This window comes from Candidatus Litorirhabdus singularis (genome assembly GCF_026262625.1).
Taxonomy (GTDB): Bacteria; Pseudomonadota; Gammaproteobacteria; order Pseudomonadales; family Halieaceae; genus Litorirhabdus; species Litorirhabdus singularis.
This window is the reverse complement of sequence record NZ_SHNN01000004.1, coordinates 109,068-123,156: the sequence shown is the minus strand read 5'-3', so window position 1 is coordinate 123,156 and position 14,089 is coordinate 109,068. Positions and strand designations below refer to the sequence as shown.

At 47.0% G+C, this 14,089-nt stretch carries 12 protein-coding genes; 10 read left to right on the top strand and 2 right to left on the bottom strand.

Going from position 1 to position 14,089, the window contains the following annotated elements; genetic code table 11:
- Window positions 1-59 precede the first annotated feature (59 nt).
- The 5 genes from EYC98_RS17810 (at window position 60) to EYC98_RS17790 (ending at window position 6,847) form a co-directional block, all read left to right on the top strand.
- Window positions 60-2,684, top strand: a complete 2,625-nt coding sequence (locus EYC98_RS17810; protein ID WP_279246747.1) for a hypothetical protein — start codon at window positions 60-62, stop codon at window positions 2,682-2,684.
- Between the two features lie 4 nt (window positions 2,685-2,688).
- A complete protein-coding gene (locus tag EYC98_RS17805; protein WP_279246746.1) occupies window positions 2,689-4,743 on the top strand; it encodes a site-specific integrase in 2,055 nt (684 codons plus the stop codon).
- The gene (locus EYC98_RS17800; protein ID WP_279246745.1) at window positions 4,740-5,198 is read left to right on the top strand and encodes a hypothetical protein; all 459 of its coding nucleotides are present in this window, start codon (window positions 4,740-4,742) and stop codon (window positions 5,196-5,198) included. Before EYC98_RS17805 ends, EYC98_RS17800 begins: the two co-directional genes overlap by 4 nt.
- Before the next feature lie 138 nt (window positions 5,199-5,336).
- On the top strand, window positions 5,337-5,810 hold the full coding sequence (locus EYC98_RS17795) for a hypothetical protein (protein WP_279246744.1): 474 nt from the start codon (window positions 5,337-5,339) through the stop codon (window positions 5,808-5,810).
- Window positions 5,810-6,847: a serine/threonine-protein kinase gene (locus EYC98_RS17790; RefSeq protein WP_279246743.1), complete on the top strand. Its 1,038-nt coding sequence runs from the start codon at window positions 5,810-5,812 to the stop codon at window positions 6,845-6,847. The genes EYC98_RS17795 and EYC98_RS17790 overlap by 1 nt, the downstream gene beginning before the upstream one ends.
- 159 nt (window positions 6,848-7,006) lie before the next feature.
- Here EYC98_RS17790 and EYC98_RS17785 read toward each other — a convergent pair whose 3' ends face one another.
- A complete protein-coding gene (locus tag EYC98_RS17785; RefSeq protein ID WP_279246742.1) occupies window positions 7,007-7,621 on the bottom strand; it encodes a DNA-binding protein in 615 nt (204 codons plus the stop codon).
- A gap of 205 nt (window positions 7,622-7,826) precedes the next feature.
- Here EYC98_RS17785 and EYC98_RS17780 point away from each other — a divergent pair, with 205 nt between their 5' ends.
- The 4 genes from EYC98_RS17780 to EYC98_RS21815 are packed head-to-tail and all read left to right on the top strand — an operon-like array spanning window position 7,827 to window position 12,279.
- The gene (locus EYC98_RS17780; protein ID WP_279246741.1) at window positions 7,827-8,837 is read left to right on the top strand and encodes a CBASS cGAMP-activated phospholipase; all 1,011 of its coding nucleotides are present in this window, start codon (window positions 7,827-7,829) and stop codon (window positions 8,835-8,837) included.
- A gap of 12 nt (window positions 8,838-8,849) precedes the next feature.
- The gene (locus EYC98_RS17775) at window positions 8,850-10,049 is read left to right on the top strand and encodes a CBASS cGAMP synthase (protein ID WP_279246740.1); all 1,200 of its coding nucleotides are present in this window, start codon (window positions 8,850-8,852) and stop codon (window positions 10,047-10,049) included.
- Window positions 10,049-11,821, top strand: coding sequence for a ThiF family adenylyltransferase (locus EYC98_RS17770; RefSeq protein WP_279246739.1), 1,773 nt, complete (start codon window positions 10,049-10,051; stop codon window positions 11,819-11,821). Before EYC98_RS17775 ends, EYC98_RS17770 begins: the two co-directional genes overlap by 1 nt.
- Entirely contained in the window at window positions 11,800-12,279 is a 480-nt protein-coding gene (locus EYC98_RS21815) for a Mov34/MPN/PAD-1 family protein (RefSeq protein WP_420887196.1), read from the top strand. The genes EYC98_RS17770 and EYC98_RS21815 overlap by 22 nt, the downstream gene beginning before the upstream one ends.
- A 12-nt stretch (window positions 12,280-12,291) precedes the next feature.
- Here the strand turns inward: EYC98_RS21815 and EYC98_RS17765 are convergent, their stop codons facing one another.
- Window positions 12,292-12,501 (bottom strand): helix-turn-helix domain-containing protein, encoded by a 210-nt coding sequence (locus tag EYC98_RS17765; protein WP_279246738.1) that lies wholly within the window; start codon window positions 12,499-12,501, stop codon window positions 12,292-12,294.
- A 145-nt stretch (window positions 12,502-12,646) separates the two neighbouring features.
- On the opposite strand from EYC98_RS17765, the gene EYC98_RS17760 reads away from it, so the two are divergent.
- Entirely contained in the window at window positions 12,647-13,993 is a 1,347-nt protein-coding gene (locus EYC98_RS17760) for a hypothetical protein (protein WP_279246737.1), read from the top strand.
- Window positions 13,994-14,089 lie beyond the last annotated feature (96 nt).

The following is a 14,089-nucleotide window of genomic DNA, read 5'->3' as shown; positions in this document are numbered from 1 at the left end:
TCACAATTCTCACCGAGGCATGCAGGCCTGACACTGAACGGACCTGCGCAGGCCACGATGTGACAGCTGAGCGACTGAAAGACCTACTAGTTTACATTCGGTCATTCAAACAGCCCGGTGAAGGAGCTCATTTCCAAAACTTTATAGATGAAGGCTTCACCCTACTAGACGACGCTACTAAATGGGCGAATATTGAACAAGAGCTTTATCTATTTGAGGCGGCAGAAGAGAGGACACTTACCCAACGGGGCGGCTCAATTCTCAACGGAATAACGAACCTGGCGAAGACTCATTCAAAGAATCAAGACCTGTGGCCACCTAGCCGGGTGGTCATGCTCGGAACAACTATTAACATAGCCCCAATGTACACATACCCAGTCAACTGGATAATCGATTTTAAGGAGCTGGCAGATAAGATACTTTCCGGACCCGGAGGTGGAGCTAAATATAGGCATTCAATACACGCTATGCAAGCCTCCTTATCCAAGAGTAGATTTGACCCATATGTAGATGATTTCGTCAGTGGTGGCCAAGTGCTAGCTGATGCTCTAGATGATGACAACTACTTCAAAATTCTTCTTTCACAAACAAATCGAGGTGACCATTCCCGGCTGGGAAATGTTCGGAAACTTAACAATCCAAAGCTGCATGGCAATGTGGCGAAGCATGCCCAGCGCAACCAACACAATCTACGCGCTGGAAGCATGTCGAAGGGCGCATTCTGGGTCTACCAACTTTCGCCAAAATGGTACCGTCAATGCCAGACATATATTGACGCAGTCTACAAAGACAAAGGAGAGTTAAAGGCCGTCAGCGCTATAACGAGGTTGACCAAAATTAGTAGCTCCATGGTTGATCACAAAGAGCACCTACCATTCTTGGAAGACCTTAACACTCACGGAATCGAAGCATTCCTGTTGCATGATGCGGATCTTTTGTTGGCGGTCTATGGCATAGAAGATAAGAGAGCCCGAGATTCGTTCGGTGAAATTCTCAGAATGTACAACACACTTCATGAAACATCCCATAGAGTCCACAACTTCTTAAAGTACACAGTGTCCGTTCCCTGCGATTCGGGTGACGATGAATACAGTAACATAGATCTTTCTGGTATCGCGGAGATCTCCAGCCTACTAACTCAACATATCATTGACTACGCAGCGTACGAGCTGGGCCGCATTGACGGCGATGTCAAAGCAGAAACTACGATTTTTGGACAGGTGACAACCATTAAGGCCGTATTTCTCAACCACCTTAGTCATCTAGATGACACTGACATGTCGTTACTTTCTGAATACGGAATCTACGCTTTAAAGATGAACAACTCTAAAATATTTAAGAGAGTTCGGTACAGCATAAGAGAAGCATTCGAAAAAAATATTCTATCAGTTGACAGCGCCAAACAGTATCAATCTGCTATCAGCCGCCTCTGTAAACATTACAAATTGGCAGAGGTTAAGTCTTACGCAGTATCAGCCGGTAAAAGGGAGCGACATAAAAGAACTTTGTCAGAGTCGGACTACTACAGCATTGAAGATGTAGCATCACTGGCATATGCGATAGAGCTTGCTCTTTGTGACCGTAATTTATCACTTCATGATGAGCAAGTATTACGATTAGGGCGAGTACTAATAAAAACTGGATGGAACCTTGCACCAGTATTGACGCTTGAGGTTGATGATATCCTGCAATTAAATACCTCATCATCTAGCCAAGCTAGACACTTTGTTAGGCTTTTTAAAAAGCGGGCGGATTACGAAACTCAATTCTATGAATTTGAAATGAGCTCCGACGACCTGGAAAAGGAAGGAATAGTGTTCGGCACTGAAGTGACCAACGCCCTACGCGACCTTAAAGCTATCCGAGATAATTTTCCATCGGACATACGCGGGGAATTACCCGAAAAAAGCAAGCTCAAATATCGACTACCACTATACATTGACACTAAGGGAAAAGTGCGTGGATTCAGTTTTAAGAATTTTACATCGAAGCTTAACATTATACTTAGACGAAACGAATGTAACATTCAATTCAACTGTCAGCGCATCAGAAAGGGTGGACTCAATTATATTTACAAACAGTTTTCCAGAAACTTCAAAGAATACAAAAAGGCGGGGCAACATTCGCTAAAAGTTTTCCTGGATGTTTATCTTCGTGATAATGGAATTCGTTCAGAGGAAACCCTATCTTCAGCCACAAGCATCATGGCGAACTATTTCACCGGGAGACCAATTTCAGATGATATTATTATTGTTACAGATATACCTGACGATTCTAAACAGACGCCTAGTGGGCGCTGCACATCGCAAGGAAATGATGCTGAAGCTATCGCCTATCTCAATACACACAAACACCTAAACAAAGAGGTCGACAATGAAAGCCCTCGTTGCTCGGACTTCAACGCTTGCTTGTTCTGTCGCCACTTCCGGGTTATCGCCGATGCAGAACACGTGTGGCGCCTGTTATCCTACAAAGAGTACATTGTCGGTGAAATGCAACGCGCTGTATCGGATTACGAAGAAGTCACTGACCAGGCCAGGTACATTGATGAGCTGGAAAAACGTGTTGACGAAATACTAGAGGATCTTGCTGCCATCAATAGTGATGCCATAAGTAGCGGAAAACAGTTAATGAAAACAAAAGGGTGCCATGAAGATTGGGCGCTTTTAGCAGAAACCGGGTGACACAATGAATCTGATTGACTTGATGGAGCAGATAGCAGAACCAGACGAGACCGGGCTGCTGACAATTACTCCCTATAGTGATATCGACCATCAACTAGTACAGTCCGTTCCTATTGCAAGTGTCACTAGTTTGAATCATTTTCTTCACGGAGACGTCCGTTTTGGTGACGATATATGGAGAGAGAACGCAAAGCGCTCTGTGGACTTCTCAGGGCTTCCCATCCAAACAAAACATGAAATCAAAGCCGCTGTTTTACTAGCATCTAACGTTGGGTTGTATGAAGGTGGAAACGGACAAAAATTTGACAGCGTCACTCTACAAGCTGCCCCCGCAATCAAACTAGGAAGCTATTTAAAAGACAAAGATATTGCATCCTTAGCTGAATTTAATACTTTACCTGAACTGATTATCCGAAACCATATTGTTAACTTTATTTGCGATGTATTGAGGCTCGGAGAAGGGGATCAGATCTACACTCACCAATTCAGGTTTTTTCAAGAGCACTTGAATTACGGTCTTCTGACTCCAAGGACCTGTGAAATATTCTGGGATGAAATAGCGAGACATGGCATTGATCTCAACAGGAAGCAAGTAGTCTTATCCCACCCCATCATCCCATCCAGCATTTTGAAACAAGTAATCGCTCAGTGTGAGAGGCGCTTGCACGAGGCAAGCGCTGCGTTCGAAGCATGGGACTCCATTAATACTCATTATATCGAAGCTCTTGCACAAGCACGAGTATGCAAGCCCGTAAGCAACACTTCTAGTTTGGTCAGGGTAGGCCTAGGCGAGAAATTTAACAGCAGACTGAAAGAAGGCTATCTCGCATTCGACAACCTAAAACTCTATGTGCTGGTATACATATTGGCTTACACAGGAATGCGTAAGGAAGAAGCTTTGTCCTGCAAAATAGGCTGCGCCAAAAGGAAAGATGGGCGGTTTTACATTGAGGCCACCCTCACGAAAACTGACGAGAGCGAAGTTGTGATGCTATGGGTAGCAAATCAGGATACCTACGATGCAGTTACGCTATTAGAGCGCTACGTTCTCGCAATGCATAAAAGGGCTGAAATTATCTTGGAAAAGCATAGTGACGTACTACCTACAGAGCTAAAGCACCGACTGACAGAAGGGCTCAAGCGTAAGCTTCTCTTTGGAGTTGCAGACAACCTTACATCCATTAACTTTACAGAGGCTAGACTGGGTAGTGAATCAAACGATCCGTCAAAAGCCTCCAAGTTTTCGTTACATCATTTACGATTTACATTGACCACACAAGACATCGATCAACTTGAGTCCCTAGGCTGTAACTACAAATCCACACGCGGGAACAAACGCGGCGATAAGTATAGCGCTGGCAGCGAGTTCAACATCACTTCACATATGTTCCGCCATACTTTCGCCTGGTTTATTATTGCTAATCGACTCGGTGATTTGGATGACATCAAACATCAGTACAAACATCTGGCCAGCTCTATGACGTTGGTTTATACAGCGCGTGGCTATGAAACCGCAGATGAACTAATAGGCCTATTCGAAGACTTTCAAGAGTTGCTCGTCGATAATATTGCACAAGAGATTGCACAGGAGGCCTCCGAAGGTGTCTTGAAGGGCGCTGGTGGCGAAATACTTAACAAAGGTGCAAAGGAACTCGTATTCTCGGTCAAAGCAACAGAAGCCAGCAGCACCGGTCGCACAATCAAACAAATACACTTCAAAGACTTAAACGCCTACGCTAACTTTCTGGTACAGAATATTCGTGATATACGCGGATTACCCCATGGCTACTGCACTGGCGGCTCCGATTGTAAGTTAAAAAATGTAGGGATACCTAGTGGCTGCGTTTACTGTCCTAACTATGTCGTTACTGAGCGTCAGCGTGTTCATTGGCGAGCCATGAAAGGTTTTGCTGATAGAAAACTCGCTGTATATTACGAGTTACCGGCTAGCAAACAAGCCGATTTCGAATTACTCGCTCAAAGCTGGAAAAACACCAGCAAGGCCGCTTCGATCATTTTGACGGATAGCAACCCACTCATAGTGGAGACTACGTCATGAGTTCAGACCTGACTGCAAAAGATTTACTCAAAAAAGCTCTTTGCGAGCTTAAAAATCAGCCCCATGCGAAGATCAATAAGAACACAGTCGCGAAAAAAGCTGGCGTAAGTCACACGCTCTTTCGAAAGAGCGCTTACGAGGACATTCGAGGCGAAATCGAAGACGCAGAGGCAACAAGGAAGTCTGAACTTGAAGAGCAGGCGGCCAATGATAAAATCGCTTCTCTCGAGGCCCGACTTCACAGCGCATCCGAGAAAAACAGCCAACTAAAAGAACGTCTGGCAGAACTCGAACCGGTGGAGCTCAAGGATAACGAGAAGAAACTGATTGTCAGCCTAACTGAGATGTACCGATTCAACGATCTATTACGCTCTGAACTTAGAGTAAAGTATCATACGGAAATAGATACTGATACAGGCGAGTTAATCCCTATCAAACCTAACAAAGAGAAATAGTAGAGTTACGATATTTATCTGCGTTTAGACGAAATGCCCAAGATCATGCAAGCATGCTGACGCAGTATTATTAGAATCCAATTTTTCAGCGAGCTTGGTCAATATACTTAACTCTTCATTTTCAATCCAGGAGTCGAAATGGCAAAGAAACGGATTTCACTAGGCCTGCGATTTAGTAACTCGGACTACACGTTTGCCGTCATGGACTCGACAAAAGCAAGTCCTAACATTGTTGAACTGAGCACTGTAGTATGCCCAAAAGGATTCCATAGATCACAGACTCTTAAATGGCTCGTTCAAGAAATTGACGGAATATTTGCTAGGCACGAAGGGATTTCCATAGTCACGATAAAACGATTTGAGGGGCGCTCAAAGGGAAATACGTTCGAGGAACGGGTAGAGAATGAGGCGACGGCATACATAGCCGCAGCAAATGTTGGTCTTAAGGCCGTCTACAAAAAGATGGGTTCCACGCTTGCAAAAGACCTTGGACTAAAAGGAAAGGCTAAATTGCTAAAAACCGAGCTGGACACCAGCATGATTCCAAATTTTTCAGATTATGGTGATAAAGAGAAAGACGCCATTCTATCCGCATGGAGTGAACTTCTCTGATGGCAGTTGGATTTGACTTCAAGAAAAGGTTGGGCGCGGGGTATTTCGGAGAGGTGTGGTTGGCTATAGACACTGGCTTGCAAACAGAGCGAGCAGTAAAGCTAATTCCTCCAGAGAAAGTCGTAAACACCCAGAATTTTTTCCACGAGGCCCAGGTGCTTAAGGCAGCAGAGCATGCAAATGTTGTTAAAGTCGAAGAAGCCGGAACAATGGATGATGGTCGCCTATATGTTGCTATGGAGTATTTGCCGAAAGGTAGCCTCGAAGATGAAGCGAAAGGTGGTTATGTAGATCTCTCACGCGCAAAGCGAATAATGATCGATGTACTCAGAGGGCTGGAATACTCTCATTCGCAGTCAATACTTCACCGTGACATTAAGCCTGCGAACATTCTTATCGGAACAACTGGCGAGGGAAAGCTATCCGATTTTGGACTTTCAATTCCCGCGGGTGTTGATCCAGCCGCCTTCGGAATGAAGGGCTATGTTTATACACTCCACGTACCTCCGGAAGTGCATATTGGCAATCCTTATTCCGAACTAGGGGAAATCTATGCCTGCGGGGTCACACTGTACCGCTTAGTCAATGGAGATGCTTTTCTGCCACCGGTGCCTTCCGCAGAGTTGCAGAAACTCGTACTGTCTGGCAAGTACCCAGATAGGAAAAGCTACAGGCGCTTTGTTACCCGCCCAATTAGAACCCTGATTAATCGTTGTTTGAATCTTGATCCAAACAAACGATTTCAATCTGTCACGGACCTTCGTCATGCAGTAGAGCAGCTGGAAGTCCGCCTAAATTGGAATGAAAAACTGCTGGCGAATGGCTTCCAGTGGAGTAGCAGTCACAATAAGAAAATTCACCAAATTACCATGGTGTCCGATGCCAATTCTGACTGGAGCATTGAAGTGAAGAGGGGCGCGAGCAGGCATAACCTGCGTAGAATTAGTGCCCTCTGTTTTGGGCAGCTAAGCAGTAGAATGGCTGAGCAACGAGTAAAAAGGCTACTACAGGATTTTGTACTAGGAAACCTACCGTAGACAGCTAAGAAGATGTGCAAGTGAACGACTTCACCGCCGCTTCACTTGCTTTACCAAACGGCTGTACTGGCACAAATATGAGGCGACGAAGCCTGACTAGATATCAGGTAGGGTCTGGCTTCTTACATAAGTAACTCTACGCCCCGCTGAATCTTCGCTTCAAGTTTTCTTTTCCGCATCCTCGACGAGAGAAATTAACTTGTCCTGGAGCTTTGAGTTCGAGGCACGGGCTTCTTTCAACTGGGCCTGGCTATCCTCCAGCGCCTCTCGTACGGCATTAGCCTGTGTGATTGCTTTTTCGCGCTCCACATCCAGAGACCTCACTTTATCGAGAAGATCCCGTACCTCACCACTTGCGTCATCGAAGTTTTGCTGAATACCGCTCAATGAGTCTTCAAGCGAGGAAATTTTGCTCTCAAGAAGTTCAATTTCGCTGAAGGCCTCATCCTTTTCAGCCTCGTACACCTTTATTCTCTCCTCACATTCTTGACGAGTATTTTCGACGGCACCGCTCGTGAGCTGATTAAGTGTCAACCAGAGCTGGCCAACGAATTTGTCACCGGCCTTTTTGGCCGCATCTGGCATCTCTACTCTGGCCGAAATGCTGCTCCGACTTTCACGCCATTCACGCATTACTGGAGAGATGTCTGCAATAGACCCCCCTCCCATTGCAGTACGAACGTCATCATTCGTGGGTTGCTCCCTCCCCTCGCTGACCAGCCGGTCAGCTGCCTGGGTGATAGCTTCGCGTTTTTCGCTGGAGATATTTCTCATGTTCAGGCTCTCGGTGCATACGGTTTGGTACGGTATCATACCTACCATATAGTACCATGTTCAATGAAAAACACCGGCCACGAACTGGTCAGTGCTGCAACCGCACTCTAAAGAGCCATTAATTTTCTGTATATAGTTGATATATGAACGGAAAGCCCCCATATGTAGTATGTGGAATGCCCAAAAAGAGGCTGCGTGGAAAATAATGGACCAAAAATATCAAGTTCTAGCCTTGAGTGGAGGAGGAGCCAGGGGCGTGTATACAGCCCAGGTTCTCGCCGAACTCGAATCGCGATTTAAGGTGCCTATCGCGTCATGCTTCGACATGATCTGTGGAACCTCGATTGGCGGCATTCTGGCGCTAGGGCTCGCTGCCCATATCCCCGCTTCGGCTATCTTGGCTACATTCGAAAAGCATCGTAAGAATATCTTCCCTCCATTTCCAGACAACCACACAACCGAGAGATTTTGGCGGCTAGGCCTTTCAAAGAAAGATGTGGGGCAAATCAGGAATGCTCAGTATCAAGCGGGTCCGCTTAAATCTGCGCTTGAGGATATTTTCGACGAGCGGAAAGTTAAAGATCTAGCCAGCTGTGCGCTCATACCTGCAATCAACTACACAGTGGGGCGAATGCGGGCATTCAAAACGCCCCACAATTCGATGTTTTACCAGGATGGCGCGAGAACACTGGTTGATGTCGCGCTGGCCACCAGTGCTGCACCCACGTACTTTCCTATCCACTCCATCGAAGGAGATAGATTTGTTGACGGCGGGCTAGCCGCAAACAACCCAATCCTGATGGGAATAGTCGAACTTCGCAGAGCATGTGGTGCGCAGTTGGAGCAAATATCAGGGTTGTGTATCGGAAACATGGGGCAGGGACTGGCTGTCAATCACGAGAAGCCTCTCGATCTCGGCTATAAAGGCTGGGGATTTGGTAAGGACATAATAAGTCTGTCGATGTCTATTGGCGAGCAGCTGCATTTTGATATGGCGCGCATGCTGCTCGACAGCCGCCTAGAAATCATCGACAGCGAAGCCACCGAGCAGCAAGCCAATCTCCTATCACTCGATAACGGCTCTGATGCTGCAGCGGAAATACTACGCGGGCATGCCAGGAATAGAGCTGGCCAGCGCGTGAACGACAAGGAAATTATCGAACTATTCCAACATACCGCATCCGTGCGGCCGATCACGGGCCCACACGAGCCGTAAAGGAGAAGATGCATGCCGAAGTATGACGTTAGTGATTTGTTGGTCAAGCGCTTTCAGAGCGATAGATTTATCAATGAACTAGATGTTGATGATAGCCAGCTCGCGCTTATGAAAGACGCGAGGACCAAAGTAAGGAATACACTGAAATCCGCATTTACCCGAGCAAAATCAAACGATGAATACTTGTGCCGAATGGAGGAGACAGATAGGCAGGTATTCCAGAATATTGAGCCCAGGTTCTGGCCTCAGGGCTCCTTTGCCTATGGAACCCAAAATGTACCAGCTCAAATTCCACCGCAGCAACTAGATCTTGACGACGGTGTTTACCTCCCCCTAGAGGCCATGCGAGATAGACCTATCGTCAATAAAGAAATATTTTTTAGTATTGTTGACGAAGCCCTGAAAGAACTCGCCCGTGAGCAGGGGTGGCGCTTCATAGAAAAGAACACATGCGCACGACTGGAGATATCGCATGACATCCATATCGATGTCCCTCTCTATGCCATACCTGTAGAGAAGTTTGATGACCTCCAGAAAGCCGCCGGCCGCTCTACACTGAAAAGGTCCGTTTTGAATGAATCGGATGACCTTAGCCTTCGGCGAATGCTGGCCGGAGAAAAGGTGTACCTCGCTCTCAGGGACACAGGGCACTGGGTGGAAAGCGATCCCATCCAGATTCAAGCCTGGTTTGAGAATGAACAGATCGTGTTTGGCGAGCGCCTTACCAACGTCTGTCGCTACCTGAAAGCCTGGCGCGACAATACATGGCCTAGTGGTGGACCGACTTCAATAGCGCTGATGATCTGCACTTGGGAAGTCTTTAGAGACTCTGACAGAGAGTTTTACTCCGATAGCGACGCTTTGCTTCAGGTTGTGAAAGCACTGCCCGAGAAGCTCTCAGTGGATGTTCGCAACCCCGTCTCGGAAAAGGAAATCATATTTCCCCGCAACGTGTCACCCGAACAAATCGCGGAAATTATTCGGGCCGCTAATCAACTATCAACTGATGTGGTGGGTGCACTTCAGCAAGCAAGCTCTCCAATCCAGGTCGTGGATATTTTCAGGCTATACTGGGGTGATCGTTTTCCGCGGCGACCAGATTGGGTCTCTTTGGCGGGGGCGATTGCAGCAGCGGTCGTCACATCAACACCTATCGATGCACAGCCTGAACCGGAAATCGGCACCATGCGTTCTGGACACAGATCTGGCTGATGAGTGACGAGACGGTCTGCCTTCAAAGCATCCACTTTGTGCTTGCTGCCAATGGTTTCAGGCGCTCAGCTTCTATCTCTAAACACATTTACGGCGGAGTACTTAGTAAGTCTGACTTAGATTTTCCGATCCAAATAGAAATTTTCGACCCGTTTTTTGTTCGGAAACCCGACGTAATTCTGCTTTCAAAGCCCGATTCGCTTCCCACTCGCTTACCCCACGTATTTGCCGACAAGCATCTATGCTACCTGGATGATCAGGGGGCCGAGTTCGACAGATACGACCCTGTGGGTAACATCACGCTCGTATTGGCATCATTACATCATTTACTGGATCAGTACGCGACCAAGCCAGAACTTTTACAGCAGGAATTTAGAAGAGAACTGCCAGCCTATTGGCAACAAAATAATGAGGAACTTGTTTATTTAGCGGCTGAATCCTCTAAAAACATTGTATACGAGTATTTTCACTATCTTGATCCTGCTGGAACAAAGCTTGGCGAAATTATCGTGGCTGATGACGCCACAGGAACTCGAGATTGGAGAAGAAAAAGGCAGAACGCCGAGCAGATAGGAACGGGGCACGCAGTCATAGTTTCGCTACCAACCGATATTGAAATACCCGATAAAGATTGGCCGCCAACGCAGTTCACTCATGTCGCGGCCTGGCTAAAGGCTTCTGGCCATCAGGCTTCTTATCAGAGGCTGGTCACTCAGGCGTTCGAACATATAGCGACTAGCAGCTCTTGTTTCTTCATTTTTCAGCTTCAAGGCATGTTTCTTGGTGGCTTACTTTCATTTAGATCAAATAGAAGCCGGAGAGTGATACGCGAAAAGTTCAAACGCACCCGACCTGGTAGACGTGGACGACAGAAAAAGCTTGATGTCCCACTTCATCGAAAAGTCTCACTGTTATCTAGCCTCCAGAAGTACGAGTCCGCTGATACATTTCAACGACTAAATGTCAGGGACGTTCGAGCCAGCACAGTCTACACAAGAAATTTGGTTTACGAGCGAAACCTTTCCACAATAAACATTGCCGTGATCGGTTGTGGCACACTGGGCGGATATGTAGCTTCGCTACTTCAACATGCCGGCGCCGGAACGGGTGGTGGTTCGCTCGCACTGTATGATGCAGATGAACTTCATCCAGAAAATCTCGGTCGGCATCTATTGTCTAGTAGATACCTTGGTCAGAACAAGGCCACTGCCCTAGCAACCGAACTGAATGACAACCCCCCTGTGGGAGGCTGCGTGCATGCGATTCCAAGCAAGGTTGATCCCTGCGAGTATGAGGCTTTCGCGAAACAATACGACCTGGTGGTGGACACAACTGGAGAAATTACCTTTTCCACGTCACTCTGCCACGAGGCTCATCGTAGTGAATACATGGTACCTGTTCTCTATGGCTGGATTGACGCGGGTGGTCTCGCGGCGAGAACATTACTCGATCAACCAGGCAGTGGTCTTGCATGTTATGCATGCCTAAAAACTAGAGACTCGACAGGGAAAATTGGGGAAAGATTTCAGCTATTTAAAAACGGAGTAGAAATTCCTTCATGGCAACCTAGGCCCTGCGGGATCGGAGGCTTTCTACCATTTCCTACGCAAGCATCGGTAACTGCGGCGGGCCTAGCTCAAGCTCAAAGTCTTGACTGGATTAACAATTCACCGGCCCCTCGCTTCAGGCATATTTCCCTCGATCCAAGAGCCTGCGACACAAAGAGTGCTGACCTCAAGCCCCTGAAGGAATGTCCATGCTGCCAGACCTAGTGGCACACCTAACCAATGGTGGGCTTCTTCTAATCTCTGGTGCCGTGAGAAGTAGCATCGACAGCTATGCACAAAGACAAGACCAGAATGAAGCGGGGGGAGTATTATTAGGACGGTATCGAGGATCACATATAGAGATCGTGGCTGCCACCTACCCGGGCAAACATGACATAGCAACGAAATACAGTTTCTCGCGAGCAGCAGGTCATCATCAAAAAATTGCTGACCAATGGTGGGAAAAGTCAGGAGGCGAGATTACGTATTTGGGTGAGTGGCACACTCACCCGGAGCCCATTCCCTCACCTTCCCCCCTAGATAGGAACGAGTGGCTATCTCAACTTCCCCCCAGGGCGATGATTCTCATTATTCAAGGAACAGAGAGCGCGGAAATTTTTTACGCACATGGAAGCGTCCAGAAGCCAGCGATAGAAAAGGTGGGCAATATCACTGAACCTTAACTTTTATGGTGGCTAGCACTCGAACAACTTTGCTGGATCGACATTAAGCGCTCCGGCTACCTTAACCAGCGTGCTAATTCGAATGTCTTTTTTACCCCGCTCTATAAAACCCATGTGACTACGGTCAATACCCGCCATGTCCGCCAGAGCCTCCTGTGATACACCCTGCGCTTTTCTAGTAGACCTAACATTTTGTCCGATCACTCTAAGATAGGTTTCCACAAAAACGGCCTCCTGTTAAAAATCAGGAATATCCGCAATTGAGCGTTATAACACCACGGGCTATAATGCTCATTTTTCTGAAATAGAAAAAGATGGGCCACCTAAATAGAGAGTCAGGCTAGATCTTGTTGGAGACACTACCGGCATGCCAATTATCAGAGACGAAATCTTTGAGCCGCTTTTTCCTCATATCTACGAGGTATATTTCTCTGTAAATGGATCTAAGACCATCTCCTATATTGGTAAATCTTCTGGCGAAAATGTAGCTTACATTTCTGGATCTTCGGAATTAAATCGAGTTATAGCCAATACCGTTCTATGCTTCGGCGAGGAAATGGCAACGTCTGGATGGCACAAAGTGGTACTCGCCAAATTCCCATTTGGCACAAAGAATAGCGTTATAGAGGCTGCAGAGAAGCGCCTTATTCTGGCAGCATATGACGAATGTCGTCGCCTAGGTCCCGGAAGAAGTTGGGAAATACTGAACAAGGAGTACCTTCAGAGAGCCTGGAAATCAGACGCGAAGCCAGTTCTCACAAAACTACGTGGGAATTGCGAGTGGCAGCCAGACTTCATGGAAGGCACTCACCTAGATAGAAAGTCCGAATCTATATCTAAGTCCATTGCTGAACCTCCCGCCACTGTTGAAGCCAGATATCCCATTGAAGAAGCAGAACGTGCCTTGGTTGAAACGGAGGGCCCACCATCAATAATCGAGGCAAATTTTCTGCAGAGGGCGACAAAAGAACTGGGGCGTAGCGTACCAGTGCCGATTTCTCTCATCGCATATCCCGGGTTGAAACGCTCATCGATTAAGCTGCGTATTCTGCTGTGTGTGATTGTTACCGTACAAAAGTCGCACCGTATCGCGCAGCATCGGTATGTGCTAAAGACGTCAACGTTGCGATACTTACTTAGAGAACCTAATCTTACACACAGCAGGGCGAGAGACGCCTTCGCGGAGCTCTCAAGCGCTGTAAACGCTCAAAAATTTACCACGATCGATGGATTCTCCAGCGGCGACAGCACAGTACGGTTCCAGATCACCTGCGATCTGACTACCAATTTGAGTCCCATATCCTGCGTTCCGGTGGAATTCGTCAAATTCATTACTGTAGCTAGCCAGGGCCAGCAGGCAGCCTTCGGAAGGCGTTTTTTTGGAATTTTGGCCGCAGACCAAAACTTTAGGCAAACGGGGAAAGGTATTGCCGTACGGGTCGCACTTTCAATTCTTTCAGGGAAAGATGTTAGTTACTGCGAGGATATTGAGAGGCTCAGAGAATTGCATAGCTCCTGTATCAAAGGATTAAAGACTTCAGAGAGCTTATTGAGTGACGCCTTAGGGTCTAAGTTTGCTACTAACTATTTCACTAAGAAGAAACTTCGAAGAATTGAAGCCGAGTTTAAAAGCACTGAGTCCGACTTCCGTGTCCTCTTTGACAATGCAGAACAACCATTATCAGATTTTATAGCTCTAGTTTCCGACGTGTGACCGATTGCTCAGGGTGCCATCAAGTTGGCTACCTAGATCTGTCACATACACGCGAGAAAAATTTCATTGATGCGACTCGCCTGGCCGTGAATGCCA

Bases quoted from the DNA above. Each gene is read 5' to 3' on its own strand.
- EYC98_RS17780 (WP_279246741.1), top strand. From the start codon at position 7,827: ATGGACCAAAAATATCAAGTTCTAGCCTTGAGTGGAGGAGGAGCCAGG.
- EYC98_RS17795 (WP_279246744.1), top strand. From the start codon at position 5,337: ATGGCAAAGAAACGGATTTCACTAGGCCTGCGATTTAGTAACTCGGAC.
- EYC98_RS17760 (WP_279246737.1), top strand. From the start codon at position 12,647: ATGCCAATTATCAGAGACGAAATCTTTGAGCCGCTTTTTCCTCATATC.
- EYC98_RS17775 (WP_279246740.1), top strand. From the start codon at position 8,850: ATGCCGAAGTATGACGTTAGTGATTTGTTGGTCAAGCGCTTTCAGAGC.
- EYC98_RS17785 (WP_279246742.1), bottom strand. From the start codon at position 7,621: ATGAGAAATATCTCCAGCGAAAAACGCGAAGCTATCACCCAGGCAGCT.
- EYC98_RS17790 (WP_279246743.1), top strand. From the start codon at position 5,810: ATGGCAGTTGGATTTGACTTCAAGAAAAGGTTGGGCGCGGGGTATTTC.
- EYC98_RS17800 (WP_279246745.1), top strand. From the start codon at position 4,740: ATGAGTTCAGACCTGACTGCAAAAGATTTACTCAAAAAAGCTCTTTGC.
- EYC98_RS17805 (WP_279246746.1), top strand. From the start codon at position 2,689: ATGAATCTGATTGACTTGATGGAGCAGATAGCAGAACCAGACGAGACC.
- EYC98_RS21815 (WP_420887196.1), top strand. From the start codon at position 11,800: ATGTCCATGCTGCCAGACCTAGTGGCACACCTAACCAATGGTGGGCTT.
- EYC98_RS17770 (WP_279246739.1), top strand. From the start codon at position 10,049: ATGAGTGACGAGACGGTCTGCCTTCAAAGCATCCACTTTGTGCTTGCT.